18 protein-coding genes and 1 tRNA gene are annotated in these 15,383 nt (G+C 58.4%); 7 read left to right on the top strand and 12 right to left on the bottom strand.

What is annotated here, in order from left to right; translation table 11 throughout:
* Window positions 1-41: 41 nt before the first annotated feature.
* Genes CV013_RS15645 through CV013_RS04525 form a run of 9 tightly spaced genes read right to left on the bottom strand, consistent with a single transcriptional unit; the run spans window position 42 to window position 8,132 of the window.
* Entirely contained in the window at window positions 42-212 is a 171-nt protein-coding gene (locus CV013_RS15645) for a hypothetical protein (protein WP_190276525.1), read from the bottom strand.
* Window positions 209-976: an MBL fold metallo-hydrolase gene (locus tag CV013_RS04560; RefSeq protein ID WP_102154088.1), complete on the bottom strand. Its 768-nt coding sequence runs from the start codon at window positions 974-976 to the stop codon at window positions 209-211. The genes CV013_RS15645 and CV013_RS04560 overlap by 4 nt, the downstream gene beginning before the upstream one ends.
* Window positions 973-1,746: a TatD family hydrolase gene (locus CV013_RS04555; RefSeq protein WP_102154087.1), complete on the bottom strand. Its 774-nt coding sequence runs from the start codon at window positions 1,744-1,746 to the stop codon at window positions 973-975. The genes CV013_RS04560 and CV013_RS04555 overlap by 4 nt, the downstream gene beginning before the upstream one ends.
* On the bottom strand, window positions 1,746-3,308 hold the full coding sequence (gene metG / locus CV013_RS04550) for a methionine--tRNA ligase (RefSeq protein ID WP_102154086.1): 1,563 nt from the start codon (window positions 3,306-3,308) through the stop codon (window positions 1,746-1,748). The genes CV013_RS04555 and metG overlap by 1 nt, the downstream gene beginning before the upstream one ends.
* A complete protein-coding gene (locus CV013_RS04545) occupies window positions 3,301-4,263 on the bottom strand; it encodes a DNA polymerase III subunit delta' (RefSeq protein ID WP_102154085.1) in 963 nt (320 codons plus the stop codon). Before CV013_RS04545 ends, metG begins: the two co-directional genes overlap by 8 nt.
* Complete coding sequence (tmk, locus tag CV013_RS04540) at window positions 4,260-4,898, bottom strand: dTMP kinase (protein WP_102154084.1); 639 nt, start codon at window positions 4,896-4,898, stop codon at window positions 4,260-4,262. The genes CV013_RS04545 and tmk overlap by 4 nt, the downstream gene beginning before the upstream one ends.
* Window positions 4,898-6,061 carry a D-alanyl-D-alanine carboxypeptidase family protein gene (locus tag CV013_RS04535; protein WP_102154083.1) on the bottom strand — a complete coding sequence of 388 codons (1,164 nt, stop codon included), beginning with the start codon at window positions 6,059-6,061 and terminating at the stop codon, window positions 4,898-4,900. Before CV013_RS04535 ends, tmk begins: the two co-directional genes overlap by 1 nt.
* A 54-nt stretch (window positions 6,062-6,115) precedes the next feature.
* Window positions 6,116-7,129 carry an SPOR domain-containing protein gene (locus CV013_RS04530; protein WP_102154082.1) on the bottom strand — a complete coding sequence of 338 codons (1,014 nt, stop codon included), beginning with the start codon at window positions 7,127-7,129 and terminating at the stop codon, window positions 6,116-6,118.
* Window positions 7,113-8,132 (bottom strand): lytic murein transglycosylase, encoded by a 1,020-nt coding sequence (locus CV013_RS04525; protein WP_102154533.1) that lies wholly within the window; start codon window positions 8,130-8,132, stop codon window positions 7,113-7,115. The genes CV013_RS04530 and CV013_RS04525 overlap by 17 nt, the downstream gene beginning before the upstream one ends.
* A gap of 120 nt (window positions 8,133-8,252) precedes the next feature.
* Here CV013_RS04525 and CV013_RS04520 point away from each other — a divergent pair.
* Both CV013_RS04520 and ribH read left to right on the top strand, forming a co-directional pair.
* Window positions 8,253-8,342 (top strand) — tRNA-Ser (locus CV013_RS04520).
* 28 nt (window positions 8,343-8,370) lie between these two features.
* Entirely contained in the window at window positions 8,371-8,790 is a 420-nt protein-coding gene (ribH, locus tag CV013_RS04515) for a 6,7-dimethyl-8-ribityllumazine synthase (protein WP_102154081.1), read from the top strand.
* Window positions 8,791-8,810: 20 nt separating this feature from the next.
* On the opposite strand, the gene CV013_RS04510 is transcribed toward ribH, so the two are convergent.
* Together CV013_RS04510 and eno are read right to left on the bottom strand one after the other, a co-directional pair.
* Window positions 8,811-10,895: a M13 family metallopeptidase gene (locus tag CV013_RS04510; RefSeq protein ID WP_102154080.1), complete on the bottom strand. Its 2,085-nt coding sequence runs from the start codon at window positions 10,893-10,895 to the stop codon at window positions 8,811-8,813.
* 118 nt (window positions 10,896-11,013) lie between these two features.
* Window positions 11,014-12,300 carry a phosphopyruvate hydratase gene (gene eno, locus CV013_RS04505; protein WP_102154532.1) on the bottom strand — a complete coding sequence of 429 codons (1,287 nt, stop codon included), beginning with the start codon at window positions 12,298-12,300 and terminating at the stop codon, window positions 11,014-11,016.
* 176 nt (window positions 12,301-12,476) lie between these two features.
* On the opposite strand from eno, the gene CV013_RS04500 reads away from it, so the two are divergent.
* The 5 genes from CV013_RS04500 to CV013_RS04480 all read left to right on the top strand — a co-directional run bounded on the left by CV013_RS04500 (window position 12,477) and on the right by CV013_RS04480 (window position 14,756).
* Window positions 12,477-13,049, top strand: coding sequence for a hypothetical protein (locus CV013_RS04500; RefSeq protein ID WP_223805292.1), 573 nt, complete (start codon window positions 12,477-12,479; stop codon window positions 13,047-13,049).
* Window positions 13,050-13,072: 23 nt separating this feature from the next.
* Window positions 13,073-13,480 (top strand): hypothetical protein, encoded by a 408-nt coding sequence (locus tag CV013_RS04495; RefSeq protein ID WP_102154079.1) that lies wholly within the window; start codon window positions 13,073-13,075, stop codon window positions 13,478-13,480.
* Window positions 13,477-13,818 (top strand): hypothetical protein, encoded by a 342-nt coding sequence (locus tag CV013_RS04490; RefSeq protein ID WP_102154078.1) that lies wholly within the window; start codon window positions 13,477-13,479, stop codon window positions 13,816-13,818. Before CV013_RS04495 ends, CV013_RS04490 begins: the two co-directional genes overlap by 4 nt.
* A 51-nt stretch (window positions 13,819-13,869) precedes the next feature.
* Window positions 13,870-14,397 (top strand): hypothetical protein, encoded by a 528-nt coding sequence (locus CV013_RS04485; protein ID WP_102154077.1) that lies wholly within the window; start codon window positions 13,870-13,872, stop codon window positions 14,395-14,397.
* 116 nt (window positions 14,398-14,513) lie between these two features.
* Window positions 14,514-14,756, top strand: a complete 243-nt coding sequence (locus tag CV013_RS04480) for a DUF4170 domain-containing protein (protein WP_102154076.1) — start codon at window positions 14,514-14,516, stop codon at window positions 14,754-14,756.
* A gap of 54 nt (window positions 14,757-14,810) precedes the next feature.
* Here CV013_RS04480 and greA read toward each other — a convergent pair whose 3' ends face one another.
* Window positions 14,811-15,287, bottom strand: a complete 477-nt coding sequence (greA, locus tag CV013_RS04475; protein ID WP_102154075.1) for a transcription elongation factor GreA — start codon at window positions 15,285-15,287, stop codon at window positions 14,811-14,813.
* Window positions 15,288-15,383 lie beyond the last annotated feature (96 nt).

The following is a 15,383-nucleotide window of genomic DNA, read 5'->3' as shown; positions in this document are numbered from 1 at the left end:
CGCTTCAAACCGAGCTTGGCCCCCGAAAAGCGCCCTTTCACTCATCCCATAGCCAGCGAGAACACCAGTCCCACTGCCACGAAAATACCGGCCCACAGCAAAGCCATTCGCACACCTTCACGCCAGTTGAGCCGATAGGATGCAAATGCGCTGCCAGCCAGGATCAGCCAACCGAACAGCGCCACCAGTTGAATCCAGTTTCCTTCGGTCACAGCACAATCTCCAGACCATCGTAACCAACGGTGACGTTATCTGGCACTTCGCCACACAGCGTCGCATAATCCATGCTTTTGTCGAGATGAGTCAGCACGGTTCGCCCGGCGCCGCAGCGCTCTGCAAGTTCCAGCGCCATCGCCAGATGAGCATGTGTCGGGTGCGGCTGACGGCGCAGGCAATCGCAGACCAGCAAGTCGACGCCCTGAAACATTTCCAATACACCATCGACAATTTCGCTGAAGTCTGTCGCGTAACCAATTGTTTTTCCGTCAGCATCGAACAGATATGCCGTCGATTGCGCGGGCCCGTGCGGCATCTGACACCATTCGACGCCAAACCCGGCACACATCCGCAGTCTGTCGAGCGTCTCCAGCTCGACAATCGTGTGATAGCCATGCTGGCCTGCGAACACATATCCGAACCGCTGGCGCAATCGTCGCGCGGTTTCATCGGCAGCAAAGCCGGCCAGCGGCCCGCCACGGCCATAGCGCAGCGCCCGCAAGTCATCGATACCGTGGCAATGATCGGCGTGATCGTGTGTCCAGAATACCGCGTCGAGAGAGTCGATCTCATGCGCGAGCAACTGCGCCCGCAAATCGGTCGAGGTATCGACCAGAAGCCGTTTGCCTGCATTGTTTTCGACCATGATCGAAACCCGTGTGCGGCTATTGCGCGGTTCATCGGGATCGCAAGCACCCCAGTCGTTCCCGATCCGCGGCACACCGGTCGAGGTGCCGGAACCGAGCATCAACAGCTTCACAGCGACTTCCCGAACAATGCGTGGAAATTCGCGGTGGTTCGGGCAGCCAGCGCATCGAGCGATTCGCCGCGCAATGTCGCGACGAAGGCGGCGGTGTCGCGCACGAACGCTGGCTCACACGGTTTGCCGCGATGCGGGATCGGCGCCAGAAACGGGCTGTCGGTTTCGACCAGCATACGATCCGCCGGAAGTTTTGCTGCGATTTCCTGTAGTTCGCGCGCGTTCTTAAACGTCACAATACCTGACAGCGATATCGTCAGCCCCAGATCGAGCACGATCCGGGCAAATTCCGCCGAAGCGGTGAAGCAATGGATCAGAGCGGGAAAAGCCCCCTTCTCCATCTCGTCTCTCAAAATCGCCGCGGTGTCTTCTTCTGCATCGCGGGTATGGATAATCAGCGGCAACCCGGTTTCCCGCGCCACTCCGATATGCATTCGGAACAGGGCCTGCTGCACCTGACGGTCGGATTTGTCGTAGTAATAATCCAGTCCTGTTTCACCGATGCCGATGACTCTGGCATTATCGGTGGCGGCCAGCAGTATCTCTCGACCCAGATCCGCGTGGCCATCGGCCTCGTGCGGGTGAATGCCGACGCTGGCCCACACGTCGCTTTCGCGTTCGGCAGTGGCGACGACCTGGCCCCATTCGCTCTGGCGAGTGGAGATATTCAGAAAGCCGCCAACTCCCGCAGCCCTCGCCCGCTCCAGCGCCGCCTGCTGATCGTCCACCAGCCCTTCGTATTCGAGATGGCAATGACTATCGACCAACATCAATCGGAGGCTTCCTCAGGCAGTTCGAGGCGTGGGAACACCGGGGTCGGTTTGGCCACAATATGCCCCGATGCAACCAATGCGTTGTACCAGCCTTCGTCGTGCATATCGGCATATCCCGCCTGCCCTTCGGCAACACCAAGCTGCTGAAGCACGGCATCGGCCTTGGTCGGGATAACCGGGCGGATCGCCAGCGCCAGATCGCGGATGGCGATGTACAGCGTTTGCAGGACGACTTTCATACGCTCGGGATCGGTCTTCCGCAAAGTCCACGGAGCCTGTTCGTCGACATATTGGTTACAGGCGTACACCGCGCGCAACCAGTCCTCTATCCCAACCGAAAACGCCAGTCTCTCGAAAGCATGTGGCAAGCCCTGACGGCAGGCATCCTGCACGATCGTCAGCAATGCCTTATCGTCACCGGCTGTCTCAAACCGCTCAAGTACGCCGTCCATATTCTTGTTAATCATGGACAAAGTGCGCTGGACCAGATTACCGAAGCTATTCGCCAGTTCGGCATTGGTTTTGGTAACAATCGCTTCCGGCGAATAGCTGCCATCTTGCCCGAAGTTCACTTCACGCATGAAGAAATAGCGCAAGGTGTCGACACCGAATTGGTCCGCCAGTGCCAGTGGATCGGTGACGTTGCCGAGCGACTTCGATTCCTTCTGTCCACGGTTAAGCAGAAAGCCGTGGCCAAACACCTTCTTCGGCAATGGCAGGCCCGCGCTCATCAGAAATGCCGGCCAGTAAACCGTGTGGAACCGGACAATATCCTTGCCGATCAGGTGAAGGCTGGCGGGCCAGAACTTGCGGAAATTCTCGGTATCGTCGGGATAGCCGAGACCGGTGATATAGTTGGTCAGTGCGTCGACCCACACATACATCACATGGGTGTCGCTGCCGGGGACTTTGACCCCCCAGTCAAAGCTCGTCCGGCTCACAGAAAGGTCGCGCAAGCCGCCCGAAACAAAAGCGATCATTTCGTTCCGCCGACTGTCGGGCTGAACAAAGTCAGGATTGTCGCGATAAAGCGCCAGCAACGGTTCCTGATATTTCGACAGGCGGAAGAACCACGATTCTTCCACCGTCCATTCAACCGGGGTGCCTTGTGGAGAAAGGCGTTCGCCCCCTTCCCCGTCGACCAGTTCGCTTTCGTCGTAATAGGCTTCGTCGCGGACCGAGTACCAGCCTTCGTAACGATCGAGATAGAGATCCCCGTTCGCTTCCATTGCGCGCCACAGCGCCTGACACGAACGATGGTGATCCTCTTCCACTGTGCGAATAAAACGATCGTACTTTACATCAAGCGCGTCGCACATCTCTTGGAAATAGCCTGACATTTCGTCGGCAAGTTCGCGTGGTGTGCGGCCCTGCTCTTCCGCTTTGCGGGCCATCTTCAGGCCGTGTTCGTCCGTCCCGGTCTGAAACCGTACGTCCTTTCCCCGCTGACGTTGGAAGCGCGCGATGACATCCGCGGCGATCGCCTCGTATGCATGGCCAATATGCGGGCGCCCGTTGGGGTAGCTGATCGCGGTGGTGATATAGAATGGTTCAGACATTGGTCCGCTCGCTAGCCCCGGCAGCCCCGGCGAGCAAGCCGCCGATATGCATCACCAGCAATCCGGGGTCGAAATTATAGGTCGGCACTTGCGCTGCGAGCCGGACAATCTCCGCATGGGCATCGGCAATGGTGGGTAACGCCAGCGGCGGTGCGTCGTTCGCCTGCGCGGCAATCGTTGCGCGGGCAAGATCAAGCACCGCTGCAATCCGGCCGCGATCCGGGCGCGCGCCGATTTCCCCGGCCAACTGACCGCGCAAGGAGAAGTCGCGATCGCCATTCCGGGCAATCTGCTGCATCAGCGCATTGAGCTTGCCGAGATCCTGCGCGACAAATTCCAGCGCGGCCCCCGGCGATCCTGCCGCCGCCGCAATGGCGGCTTCGCGGGTCTGCGGATCGCTGTCGGGCATTTTTTCCGCCAGCAGTCGCCCGATCGCGGCATCGTCCAGCGCGGGAAAGCGTAACAGCCTGCACCGCGAACGGATCGTCGGCAGCAATCGCGCAGGCCGATGCGCGATCAGCAGGAAGAAAGTGCCCGTAGGCGGTTCCTCCAGACTCTTCAGCAAGGCGTTGGCGGAACCTTTCTCCAGATCGTCGGCAGGATCGATAATGATAGCCCGCTTGGTGCCGAGCGTGGGCCGGGTTACCAGTCGCGACTGCATCTGGCGGATTTGATCCACTGCGATGTTGCGCTTCGCCTCGTAAGGCTTGCCCTCTACGCGCTTGCGTTCCTCTTTTTCGTCTTTCGGCAGGTTTGTCAGAACGATTATGTCAGGATGCGGCCCGTCGGGTTGCGGAATGCCCGGCTCTGCCACCAGCTTGCGCGCGGCGGCCATGGCGAAGGCCATTTTGCCCAGCCCCTTCTTTCCCGCCAACAGCCAGGCATGGTGCATCCGGATGCCGCCCAGCGCCTCGTCCCATTCGCGCCACGCAGCTTCATGGCCGACCAGCGTCATTGCCTTCGCCCGATCAGAGGTTCGATTGCGGAGAAGACACGTGCATGGACTTCATTCGGGGAGCCCGAACCATCGATAGTCGCGAACGCATCGGTATTCTCCGCTGCGATATGCGTAAACGTTTCGGCCACCGTCGCATGATAGGCAGTGCTTCGCCCGCCGATAGCGTCGCTTCGGTCGCCGTCGCGGGCCTTGAGCCGACGTGTAACCGCAGCCGGATCGACGGTGAGCAAAATGGTGATATCGGGCCTCAGGTCACCACTGCCAATTCGGTGCAAGGTTTTGACGGCCTCGTCACCGATGCCGCCTGCCCCTCCCTGATAGGCGCGACTCGAATCGACAAACCGATCGCATATCACCCACTTGCCCGCATCCAGCGAAGGGCGGATCAATCGCGCCACATGGTCGGAACGGGCGGCGGCAAATAACAGCGCCTCCGCCTCCGCCTCCCACCCTTCGCCGGGGGGATGCAATAGCAGTTCGCGGATTGCTTCCGCGCCGAGTGTTCCACCCGGCTCCCGTGTCAGCACGACATCTATCCCGCGCGATATCAGCGCATCGGCCAGCAGGCGGGCCTGAGTGGACTTGCCTGCCCCCTCCCCGCCTTCCAATGCTATGAAGCAGCCGCGCGCCATCATAAAATTCCCGCAATGCCGTTCGTCAGGCGATAGAACAGGTTTGCCTGCGCGACATCATCGCGAGCAGTCAACGGAACGCGCGAGGTGGGCATTCCGGCAGCCTCTATAACCAGTTCAGCGACCGGTTCCCCGGCACGGATCGGCGCGCGCAACGGCCCTTCGTACCGAATGGATAGTTTTACTTGGGGATGCGTCCCTTGCGGCATTGCCGCACTGATCGCCTGAGGCGCAATAAGCGCCACATGGCGGCTATCGCCATCCTGAACAGCAGCTTCTCCGACTACGCTGCCTTTCGGAAACAGAGGCTGGCTGCTAAATGCTTCAAACCCCCATTCCATCAGGCTGCGCGCCGCCTCGTTACGGGCCCGGCCGGTGGGAGAGCCCGCGACCACCATAATCAGCCGCCGACCGTCACGCTCCGCGCTTCCCACGAAACCATAACCCGCCTGATTGGTGAAGCCGGTCTTGATCCCATCGGCACCGGGCACCACACCGGTGATCGGATCGTGGTTGACCTGTTCAAACCCATTGAAACGCAGCCGCTTATGGCCAAAGTATCGGCGATAGAGATCGTGATGTCTCTGGATAAGCGCCGCGCCCAGCGTCACCAGATCGTGTGCTGTCACGAATGTCTGGCCATCGTCCATCCATCCGTTAGGGCGGCCATAATGGCTGTCTTTCATTCCGATCCTGCGCGCGGCCGCATTCATCATTGCGACCCACTTTTCGGTGCTGCCCGCCAGGCCCTCTGCCAGCACGACCGAGCCATCGTTGGCCGAAACCGTGGTGATGCCGTGCAATAACTGATCGACAGTGACCCTTTGATGTTCCTTTAGAAACATGGTCGACCCCACCGCATGCCAGTGTTTGTATGCATCGCTGCTCATCATCACTGTCTGGCCAGGATCGATCTTGCCGGAATCGATCATCTCGAAAGCGACGAATACCGTCATCACTTTCGTGATAGACGCCGGAACAAAGCGCCGATCCGGATCGCGCGAAAACAGGGTCTGGCCCGACGAGAGATCCACCAGAAGAGCAATCGGCGCATCGGTGGGAGAGGGTGGCGATGCAATTCCCGTTTCGTGCAATACGGGGTTTGCCGGGGGAACGGCAGGCGTTGCCGACGTGCCCGTCAACCAGACGAGGGCGGCGGCCAATAAAGAAAAGCAGGCTTTCAAGCGAACTCCCGCCACCGGACGGGAGCCGGCGGATCAGCTGGTAGAAATGACTCGTGCGTCGCTATAACCGGCAGCCCTCACCTTGACGAGAGCCGCTTCGGCCTGTCCACGGGTGCGATAGGGTCCGCTGCGGACCAGATAGAGATTTCCCGATCGGGTAACGAAGCCGCCAACCGAGCGAGCAGCGCGATCGGCATTACTCTTCACGGAAAACGCTCCTGCTTGAATCAGAAAGCCATCGGATACGTCAGCCTTCGATTTTTCATCCACCGTCGTCTTTGGCTTAGTGGCAGAGGGCGAAGTAACCGATGGAACGGCAGTGCTTTTATCAAGTGGCTTCAGCGCATAACCTTCCGTGGGGGCCTTCCCGGCAACCGCTGGCTTCTTCGGCGCATTGGTTTCACTCGATGCTTTAGCAGATGCCGGAACCGGATCGGCCGGCACGGCGGCGGCGTTCTGCAAACTCGCCTCTCCGCTTGGAGGTAACTTGCGTTTCAGCACTTCGACCAGTGATTTGGGGGTTTCCAGCCGCTCGCCTGCGGGGCGCCCGGACCGCAGCTCCGCGCGTTCGATTTCAGGCGGATTGACCCGGCGAACGCGGACAGGAGTTCCGTCCGACGCAGCAAGTTGACTGGCGGCATCGGGCGACAAAGCCACCAGCCGGGCATTCGTCATCGGACCGCGCCGTTCGACACGAACGAGAATTGTCTTGCCTGTTACGAGCGAAGTTACTTCGACGTAAGAGGGGAGAGGCAGTGTCTTACTGGCTGCAGTAACGCCCTCCCCCTGATCGAGCGCGGCATATCCAACCCGGTCATAATTGAGCGTGTCGCTGGGAGTGTAGGTTTCGCCATCGATCGTAAACGGATCGCCCAACACCATCGGATAATCCGCTGCCGGACCAAACCTGGTTTCGCTGGCCTGCCCGACCGGCGCGATGGCTGCTGCACTGGGATAGCCCGAACTGCCACTAGCTCCGCAGCCGGTAAGCAGCGCAAAACTCAGTGCGGCAAGCGCACCCAAACGAACTTCACCGGGCAATTTCATCTGCAAGCAACCCCACACTCATCGCGTAGTAATTCGAGCAGTTATATTCGAGGATGACCCGATAATTTGAGGTTAACAGCCATGCCGGTGTCCCGGCACCATCTGGCTGAAAGAGAGCTGTCATCGTTGAATCGGGAAGGTAAACCTGCGGTTGCACGCCAAGCCGTTTCCACTCCGCAACTGTCTTCCACTGGCTCTGCCGTTCGTGAACGCGGGGGCAGACCGGCGAATTCAGCTTGCTGACAACAGATGCCCAGTCAAAGCCCGCAGGAACCGTCGCACGCACACCCCAGGGCTGCCCGGCCCGCCAGCCCGCATCGCGAAAGTAATTGGCAATAGAGGCCAATGTGTCAGCCCGGCTGTTCCAGATATCCCGGTGACCGTCACCATCGCCATCCTGTGCCAGACGGAGGTAAATACTGGGTAGGAATTGCGGATTGCCGAATGCCCCGGCCCAGCTCCCCTTCAGGGTGGAGCGATTGACACCGAGATCGGCGATTTTGAGCAGATCGACGAATTCGGTTGCGAACAATTCGCGGCGGCGGCCTTCCCACGCCAGTGTCGCGAGGCTGCGCGCAAGGTCGAAATCGCCGGTATAGCTGCCATAATTGGTTTCATGGCCCCAGATCGCGACAAGTATCGATGCCGGAACGCCATACCGCTGCTCGATCCGGGAGCGTAGATTGCCCAGCGCCGCATATTCACGCCGCCCCCCGGAAATCCGGGCACTGTCGACGTGGCTATCGATATAGGGCGCAAGTGGCGGATAGCCACTTCGCGTGGGTGTGCCGGGCTGCCTTTGATCCAATGAAATTACCCGCGGATTGGCGGTGAGATCGAATGTCATCCGCTGGATCGTCTGCTCGCTCACCCCTTCCGCTCTTGCCCTGGCGATCAGCAATTGGAGATAGGCATCGAACGGCATATCCTGCGCGGAAGCAGGAATGGCCGAACAGAACGTGGCGGTGATCGCAAGAAGGATAGCTGAAAATTTGAAACGCATAATCCCTGCCTTTTCACAGCCGATCCAATTGTTCAAACACCAATCGTCATATTGCCTTCGTGGTTCCGCAAACCGATAGGTGACAAGTGGCTTTCATGCAGCTAGCGGGGTTGCCCGAGCGGACAGGTGGCAGAGTGGTTGAATGCACCGGTCTTGAAAACCGGCGTGGGTGCAAGCCCACCGTGGGTTCGAATCCCACCCTGTCCGCCATCTGCCCTTTGTTGACCGGAGTATTCCCGTGGCCCGCTTCCTGATCGTCGAAGCTCGATTCTACGAACATCTCAACGATATGCTTGTCGCTGGCGCTCGCAACGCTCTGGAATCGGCGGGTCATGCGGTTGAGGTGCTCACGGTTCCGGGAGCACTGGAAATTCCGGGCGCAATCTCTCTGGCCGCGGAAAGCGACCAGTTCGACGGATTTGTCGCGATCGGTGTCGTGATCCGGGGCGAGACTTACCATTTCGAAATCGTGGCTGGGGAAAGTGCGCGCGGGATCATGGCGCTCACGATGGATGGCATCGCCATCGGCAACGGAATCCTGACCGTCGAAGACGAACAACAGGCTCTCGTTCGCGCCGATCCGCAGCAGAAGGATAAGGGCGGGGAAGCGGCGAAGGCTGCCATCGCCCTGCTCGATCTGCAACAGAAGTTCGCGTGATCGCTTAAGGCCTTACCAGACTACCATACAGTAACCCGCTTTTCAGGCGACAGGTACAGCTTGTCGCCCGGCTTGATGTCGAACGCCTTGTACCACGCCTCCAGATTGCGGACGGTGAGCGCACGGTATTGTCCCGGTGCATGGCCATCGGTGGCGATGCGTTGCCGCATTGCTGCTTCACGCATTTTGGTCGCCCATGTCTGGCCAAATGCGATGAAGAAACGCTGATCGCCGGTAAAGCCGTCAATCGTCGGCGCTTCTTTCCCGCCGAGCGATTTCCGGTACGCCTGATACGCTGCCTGCAAACCCGCCACATCGGCGATATTTTCGCCCAACGTCAGCTTGCCGTTCACATGGAGCCCCGGATACGGCGAATACTGATCGTATTGCGCCGCCAGTGCCCTGCCCGCCTCTGCGAATTTGGCTTTGTCCGCGTCGGTCCACCAGTTCCGCATCGCGCCAGTGGAATCGAATGCGGCACCGTTGTTATCGAAGCTATGGCTGATTTCGTGGCCAATCACCGCGCCGATCGCACCATAGTTATACGCCGGATCGGCATTGGGGTCGAAAAACGGTGGTTGCAGGATTGCCGCCGGGAAGTTCAGCGCATTCTGCACCGGCAGGTTGACCGCGTTGACCAGCTGGGCATTCATCCACCATTCGCCGCGATCCTGCGGCTTTCCGATTTTGGCAAGCTGCTGAGCGTAGCGCAGGCGGCGCGCAGCCTGAAGATTGTAGTATGGCTCCCCGGCTTTCAGGTTCAGCGATGAATAATCGGTCCACTTGTCGGGATATCCAACGCCGACGACGATCCCTTTGACCTTCTTTTCGGCCTCTTGCCTCGTTTCAGGTGCCATCCAATCAAGCTTGCCAATACGCTCGGCAAATGCCTGTTTGATGTTTTTCACCATCCCTTCGATTTCGGCTTTGGACGATGCCGGGAAGAATTTCTCGACGTAAAGTTTGCCCAGCGCATCTCCGAGGTATGTGTTAACCGCTTCGAGTACGCGCTTGTCGCGGGGGCGTTGTTTTTCGGCGCCGGAGAGCTTCTGGCCGTAGAATTCGAAATGGAGCTGGTCGAGCTGCGTCGGCAAAGCTTCAGTGCTGGAATTGATCTGGTGAAATACCAGCCAGTCTTTCCATGCATCCAGCGGTTCCGACGCGACCAGTGCGGAAAGTCTGGCGATCGCTGTCGGATGGTATGTATCGAACGAATCGAATGGCGCGAGCCTTGCGCCCTGGAAAAAGGCGTCCCAGTCGATCCCCGGCGCGTTTGTTTTGAAGTCGCTCTGGGTCCAGATATCGCTCGCCTTGGCCCAGTCTTCACTGTCTTCGCGCGAAGCATGGGCAGCTGCAATTTTCAATTCGAGCTTATAGATGCGCTGCGCCTTGGCCTCCGCGTCATCGATGTGCGCTGCATCGAGCAAATTGGCGATATATTTGCGATATTCCTGACGCAGGCTGGCCATTTTCGGATCGGACGAAAGATAGTATTCCCGCTCAGGCATGCCCAGGCCGCCTTGCAGGATATATGGCACAACCTCGCCACCTTTGAGCGCCTGTGTCACGAATATGCCAAACAGGTTCTCGGTCCAGAAATTGGTGGTATTGAGCGGATCGACATCTGCCCGCACCTGACTGCCGAGAACCTCCGATAGTGCCTGTTTATCGGTTATCGCGTCGAAGCGTGCGACATCGGTTTCCGCCGGGCGCATACCGGCCGCATCGATCGATTTGGTATCGAGCAAGCTGTCGTAGAATGTTTTGACACGGCCCATATCGCTATCGCCATCGGGCTTCGATTTTTCGATATCCGCGATCAGCTCAGCCAGATTTTTTTCGGTTTGTTCGCTGGCAATCGTGAAACCGCCAACGCTGGAGCGATCTGCCGGGATGGTTGTTGTTTCCATCCACTTGCCATCGACATAACGATACCAATCATCGCCCGGTTTGGCCTTGGTATCCATCCAGTCGGTACGGATACCAATTTCGCCAGTCGTGCTTTTCGGTTCCGCAGGCTGCTCAGCGCTCATCTTGCAGCCAACCGGCCCTAATGTAGCAGTCGCTGTGCCAAGCAAGAGAGCCGCGATCAGGCGATTGTTCATACACGAATCCTTGTCGCGGATATGGGCGCAGACAGCCTGCGCCCATATCCGGTTAAAGCTGCGTGTTATCGTTCCCGTAACCGCTCTGCAATCGCACCGTCACGGCTGGCCGCATGTCTCAGGCAATCAGTCGCCCGAAACAGCCCTTGCCCGCATAAGCCGCGCTATCGCCCAGTTCTTCTTCGATGCGGATCAACTGGTTGTATTTGGCCAGCCGATCCGAACGGGCAAGGCTGCCAGTCTTGATCTGACCGCAATTCGTGGCGACGGCGAGATCGGCAATAGTCGAGTCTTCGGTTTCGCCCGAACGATGGCTCATCACGCAAGTATAGCCCGCTCGGTGCGCCATATCGACGGCTTCCAGCGTTTCTGTCAGCGATCCGATCTGGTTCACCTTGACCAGCAACGAATTGGCCATACCCTGCTCGATACCCATGGCGAGCCTTTTGGGATTGGTTACGAACAGATCGTCCCCCACCAGCTGCACTTTGCTGCCCAGCAATTCGGTCACAGCCTTCCAGCCGTCGAAGTCGTCTTCCGCCATCCCGTCTTCAATCGAACGAATGGGATAATCGTTGCATAGATCAGCGAGGTACTGCGCCATCTCGTCGGGCGAGAGCGAGGCACCCTCTCCCTTCAATTCGTATTTCCCGTTTTCGAAGAATTCGGTCGATGCGGCGTCGAGTGCGAGCGCGATATCCTCACCCGGTTTAAAACCGGCGCGCTCGATTGAGGCCATGATGAAATCGAGCGCAGCGCGGGTACTTGCAATGTCGGGCGCAAAACCGCCTTCGTCCCCCACCGATGTCGAAAGTCCCTTTTCCGAAAGACCTTTTTTCAGGGTGTGAAACACCTCCGCGCCCCACCGCACCGCTTCGGCAAGATTCGGTGCGCCGACCGGCATAATCATGAATTCCTGAATATCGATAGGGTTGTCAGCATGCTCGCCACCGTTGATGATATTCATCATCGGAACCGGCAGAACATGGGCCGAAATGCCACCAATATAGGAATACAGCGGCAGCCCACGTGCATTCGCAGCAGCCTTGGCAACGGCGAGGCTCGTGCCAAGGATCGCGTTGGCACCAATGCGTCCCTTGTTCTCTGTCCCATCGAGAGCGATCATCGCCAGATCGATGTCGCGCTGATCTTCGGCGTCGAGCCCCAGCACAGTATCTGCGATTTCAGTATTCACTGCATCGACAGCTTTGATTACCCCTTTGCCGAGATAGCGATTTTTGTCGCCATCGCGCAGCTCGACAGCCTCATGAGCGCCGGTGGAGGCACCCGAAGGCACCGCCGCACGGCCAAAGCTGCCATCTTCCAGCAGGACATCGACCTCCACCGTCGGGTTGCCCCGGCTGTCGAGGATTTCGCGGCCGTGGATATCGATAATGGCGGTCATATCAAACTGCTCCGTTGCAGAGGTGTTGTAAAAGCCTAACACACTCCCATATCGGGGATGCACGCGCTCTGTATGCGGCGGAACAATGTCGCGCAAGTTGCGTTGCAACATAGAGGCGTTTGCCCCACAATCCGGGGCAGATGGATTCTTTATTCGACCGTAAAGGAAATCGACTGATGGCCGAAGCGACCAAGACAACCAAGAAACCGGCTCCGCGCAAGAAAGCTGCCGCAGCTGCGGCTGCAGCTGAAGTGGTCGCCGCAGGTTCGGACAACACTGCAGAAGCGAAAAGCCGCTTCAACGCTGCGCTCGAAGAAGCGAAGGCCGGTGCTGCCGCGCTTAAAACCGAAGCTGGCGAACGGGCAAAGGCTTATCGTCAGCAGGCTACCGAACGCGGCGACGACTGGGCTACCGAAGTCAAACAGTATGGCGAGCAGGCCAAAGGTAAGGCAGGCGAACTGGCCACCGAAGGCAAAGGCAAAGTTGCCGAAGCTCTTTCCGCCTTGGGCAAGGCGGTGTTCGATACCGCTCCTACTGTCGACGATAAGCTGGGGGCGAAGTATGGCGATTATGCCCGCACTGCCTCGCGCTCGTTACAGGAAACCTCGGCCAAGCTCGACGCCAAGAGTGTTGACGAATTGGGAGAAGATGCCCGCCAATTCGTCCGCAAAAGTCCGGGGTTGGCGGTTGGTATCGCTGCCGTGGGCGGATTTCTGCTCGCGCGGATGTTCCGCGGTCGCAAAGACTGATCCGCCTGCAGAGGGGCGGGAAGTTGGCTGAACGAGATTCCCAGATAGATTCGCCCGCCGATGATAAGTCGGCGGGCGATCAACGCGAACAATCTGCTGAAGAACGATCCTTAGCGGACGATATCCTCGATCTGATCGAGGATGGCAAAACCTATGCCGAAGCTGAATTCCAATTTCAGAAGTCACGCGCAGCCTTTGTCGCTGACAAAGGCCGCAAAGGGGCTGCGCTGGCAATCTCGGCGCTTCTGCTTTTGCATCTCGCAGTTGTGACGCTTGCGCTCGGTGCTGTGATTGCATTGTCGCCCACGCTGACCCCATGGGGCGCGACCGCCTTGGTAGTCGGCATTCTGGCATTTGTTGCGATCATTCTGGGCGTTGCAGCCAGGCGGTACTTTTTGCGCTTGGGCGATGCTTTCAGGAGTGGCGAATGAGCGGTTTCATTGACGATCGCATGTATCAGGACCGCGCCATACGCGACGCCGCGAAGGCAGTGGTTACGGCAGACATTGCCAATATTAAAACCGATTTAGCAGCACGAAGCGTAGGGGACCGCGTCGCCGACCGGATTAGCGATAGCGCACTGGGCGTTTTTGAAGAGGCGATAGAAGTCGCCGATAATAACAAAGGCGCCCTCGCCGCTCTGCTAGGCGCGATTGCGCTATGGTTTGCGCGTAATCCGATTATCACCCTTTTTTTTGGGGATGAGGAGTATGAAGGAGGCGATGAGTTTCTGCCAGAAGAGGAACAATCTGTCTCCCATATTCGTTAAATTGGCATCACTCGACTTTTTACTGAACCCGCTTAATCAGGAACGATCCCGATGTCTGACGATGCCTATCCAACTGCACCTGCCATGACTCCAGAAGAAAAGCGGGCAGAGTTGCGCGAAAAGGTCGAAGCGGCTGAAGCCCGCAACGAACAGCGCAGTCTTGCAGAGCAGGCTAAGGTCGCTCAGCAAACGGCAACCGATTTCGTTAAGGCCCATCCGTTGGCGACTGTTGCCGGTGCCCTTGTCGTTGGGGCAACGATTGCGGCGATCGTCCCCGGTCCAGGTCGTCGGCTTCGTAAGAAAGCGGCCAAACGCGGTTCAGCGCTTGCCGGCGCGTTGGCCGAATTGGGCATCGCTTACGGCGCTCAGTTGTTGGACAATGCCACTCAGGCTGCCCGCATCGGACAGGATCGTCTCGAAGATATTGGAGATACGATCGGAGATAATGCGCGCTCTGCACGTCGCGAGGCTGGCTATCTGGCCGGAGAAGCGAGCGACACCGCGCGCGTATTGAAACGCGAAGCCAGCAAGAAAGCTAATCGCATCGCACGCAAGGTCCACGAACGACTGACCCACTAACCCACAACTTGCCCTTACGACATACGACCATTTTACGGCACGTCGGGCTTTTCCTGACGTGCCGTTTTGCTTATGGGCGAGGCTCCTCTCCCTCTCCCAAGCTAACAGGTCCCAAGATGACGCAAGGCACAACGTCCAAACAGTTACTCCATCTGGTAATGGGTGGTCGGGTCACCGATCCTCGCACGCTCGAATTCGAAAATCCCGAAGAAATTGACGTAGTCGGCGTATTTCCCAGCTACACGGCGGCGGTGGACGCATGGCGCGGCGCCGCGCAGCGCACTGTGGACGATGCAGAAATGAAATATGTGATTGTGCATCTGCACAAACTGCTCGACCCGGAAGCCGAGGGGGCCTGAGCCAACCATGTACAAGATGGGTGGCGGGGCAACATGCCCCGCCCACTCAATCGATCAGATGAATTCGATCTTGTCGACGAGGTAAAATTTGTCGCCAGAAGGAACGGTGACTTCGATTTCGTCACCCACCTGCTTGCTGATCAGCGCGCGACCGAGTGGGGAATTGTAGCTGATTCGACCGACCTTTGCGTCTGCCTCGGTCTGCCCAACAATCTGGTACTTCACTGGTTTGTCGTTTTCATCGAGCAAAGTAACGGTAGCGCCGAACACGATCTTGTCGCCCGACATCGCTGTCGGATCAATAATCTGTGCACGGCTGACGCGATCTTCCAACTCGGCGATCTGCGCTTCTACCTGACCCTGCCGCTCTTTAGCGGCGTGATATTCGGCGTTTTCTGACAGATCGCCGTGTGCACGCGCTTCCTCGATCGCGTCGACAATTTTGGGACGCTCTGCACGCAGGGTTTTAAGATCGGCAGTCAGCCGCTCGTAGCCCTCGGCAAGCATCGGAACTTTTTCCATCGTGGCCATTCCCTGTTTCCTTCAACTTCCCCTGCGGCAATTCGGTACTGGGCCGCTTCAGAGAAACGGCGACAAACCAGTCTGAATGTCTGGGGAGGAGTGCGG

Source organism: Tsuneonella flava (genome assembly GCF_002870965.1).
GTDB lineage: Bacteria > Pseudomonadota > Alphaproteobacteria > Sphingomonadales > Sphingomonadaceae > Tsuneonella > Tsuneonella flava.
The sequence above is the reverse complement of the archived record's forward strand: the minus strand, read 5'-3'. Positions and strand labels throughout refer to the sequence as shown.

What these genes read in the sequence shown, in the direction of transcription:
- CV013_RS04545 (WP_102154085.1), bottom strand. Translation starts at nt 4,263, where the DNA reads ATGACGCTGGTCGGCCATGAAGCTGCGTGGCGCGAATGGGACGAGGCG.
- tmk (WP_102154084.1), bottom strand. Translation starts at nt 4,898, where the DNA reads ATGGCGCGCGGCTGCTTCATAGCATTGGAAGGCGGGGAGGGGGCAGGC.
- greA (WP_102154075.1), bottom strand. Translation starts at nt 15,287, where the DNA reads ATGGCCACGATGGAAAAAGTTCCGATGCTTGCCGAGGGCTACGAGCGG.
- CV013_RS04500 (WP_223805292.1), top strand. Translation starts at nt 12,477, where the DNA reads ATGGCCGAAGCGACCAAGACAACCAAGAAACCGGCTCCGCGCAAGAAA.
- CV013_RS04530 (WP_102154082.1), bottom strand. Translation starts at nt 7,129, where the DNA reads ATGAAATTGCCCGGTGAAGTTCGTTTGGGTGCGCTTGCCGCACTGAGT.
- eno (WP_102154532.1), bottom strand. Translation starts at nt 12,300, where the DNA reads ATGACCGCCATTATCGATATCCACGGCCGCGAAATCCTCGACAGCCGG.
- CV013_RS04555 (WP_102154087.1), bottom strand. Translation starts at nt 1,746, where the DNA reads ATGTTGGTCGATAGTCATTGCCATCTCGAATACGAAGGGCTGGTGGAC.
- CV013_RS04510 (WP_102154080.1), bottom strand. Translation starts at nt 10,895, where the DNA reads ATGAACAATCGCCTGATCGCGGCTCTCTTGCTTGGCACAGCGACTGCT.
- CV013_RS04485 (WP_102154077.1), top strand. Translation starts at nt 13,870, where the DNA reads ATGTCTGACGATGCCTATCCAACTGCACCTGCCATGACTCCAGAAGAA.
- metG (WP_102154086.1), bottom strand. Translation starts at nt 3,308, where the DNA reads ATGTCTGAACCATTCTATATCACCACCGCGATCAGCTACCCCAACGGG.
- CV013_RS04480 (WP_102154076.1), top strand. Translation starts at nt 14,514, where the DNA reads ATGACGCAAGGCACAACGTCCAAACAGTTACTCCATCTGGTAATGGGT.
- CV013_RS04490 (WP_102154078.1), top strand. Translation starts at nt 13,477, where the DNA reads ATGAGCGGTTTCATTGACGATCGCATGTATCAGGACCGCGCCATACGC.
- CV013_RS04525 (WP_102154533.1), bottom strand. Translation starts at nt 8,132, where the DNA reads ATGCGTTTCAAATTTTCAGCTATCCTTCTTGCGATCACCGCCACGTTC.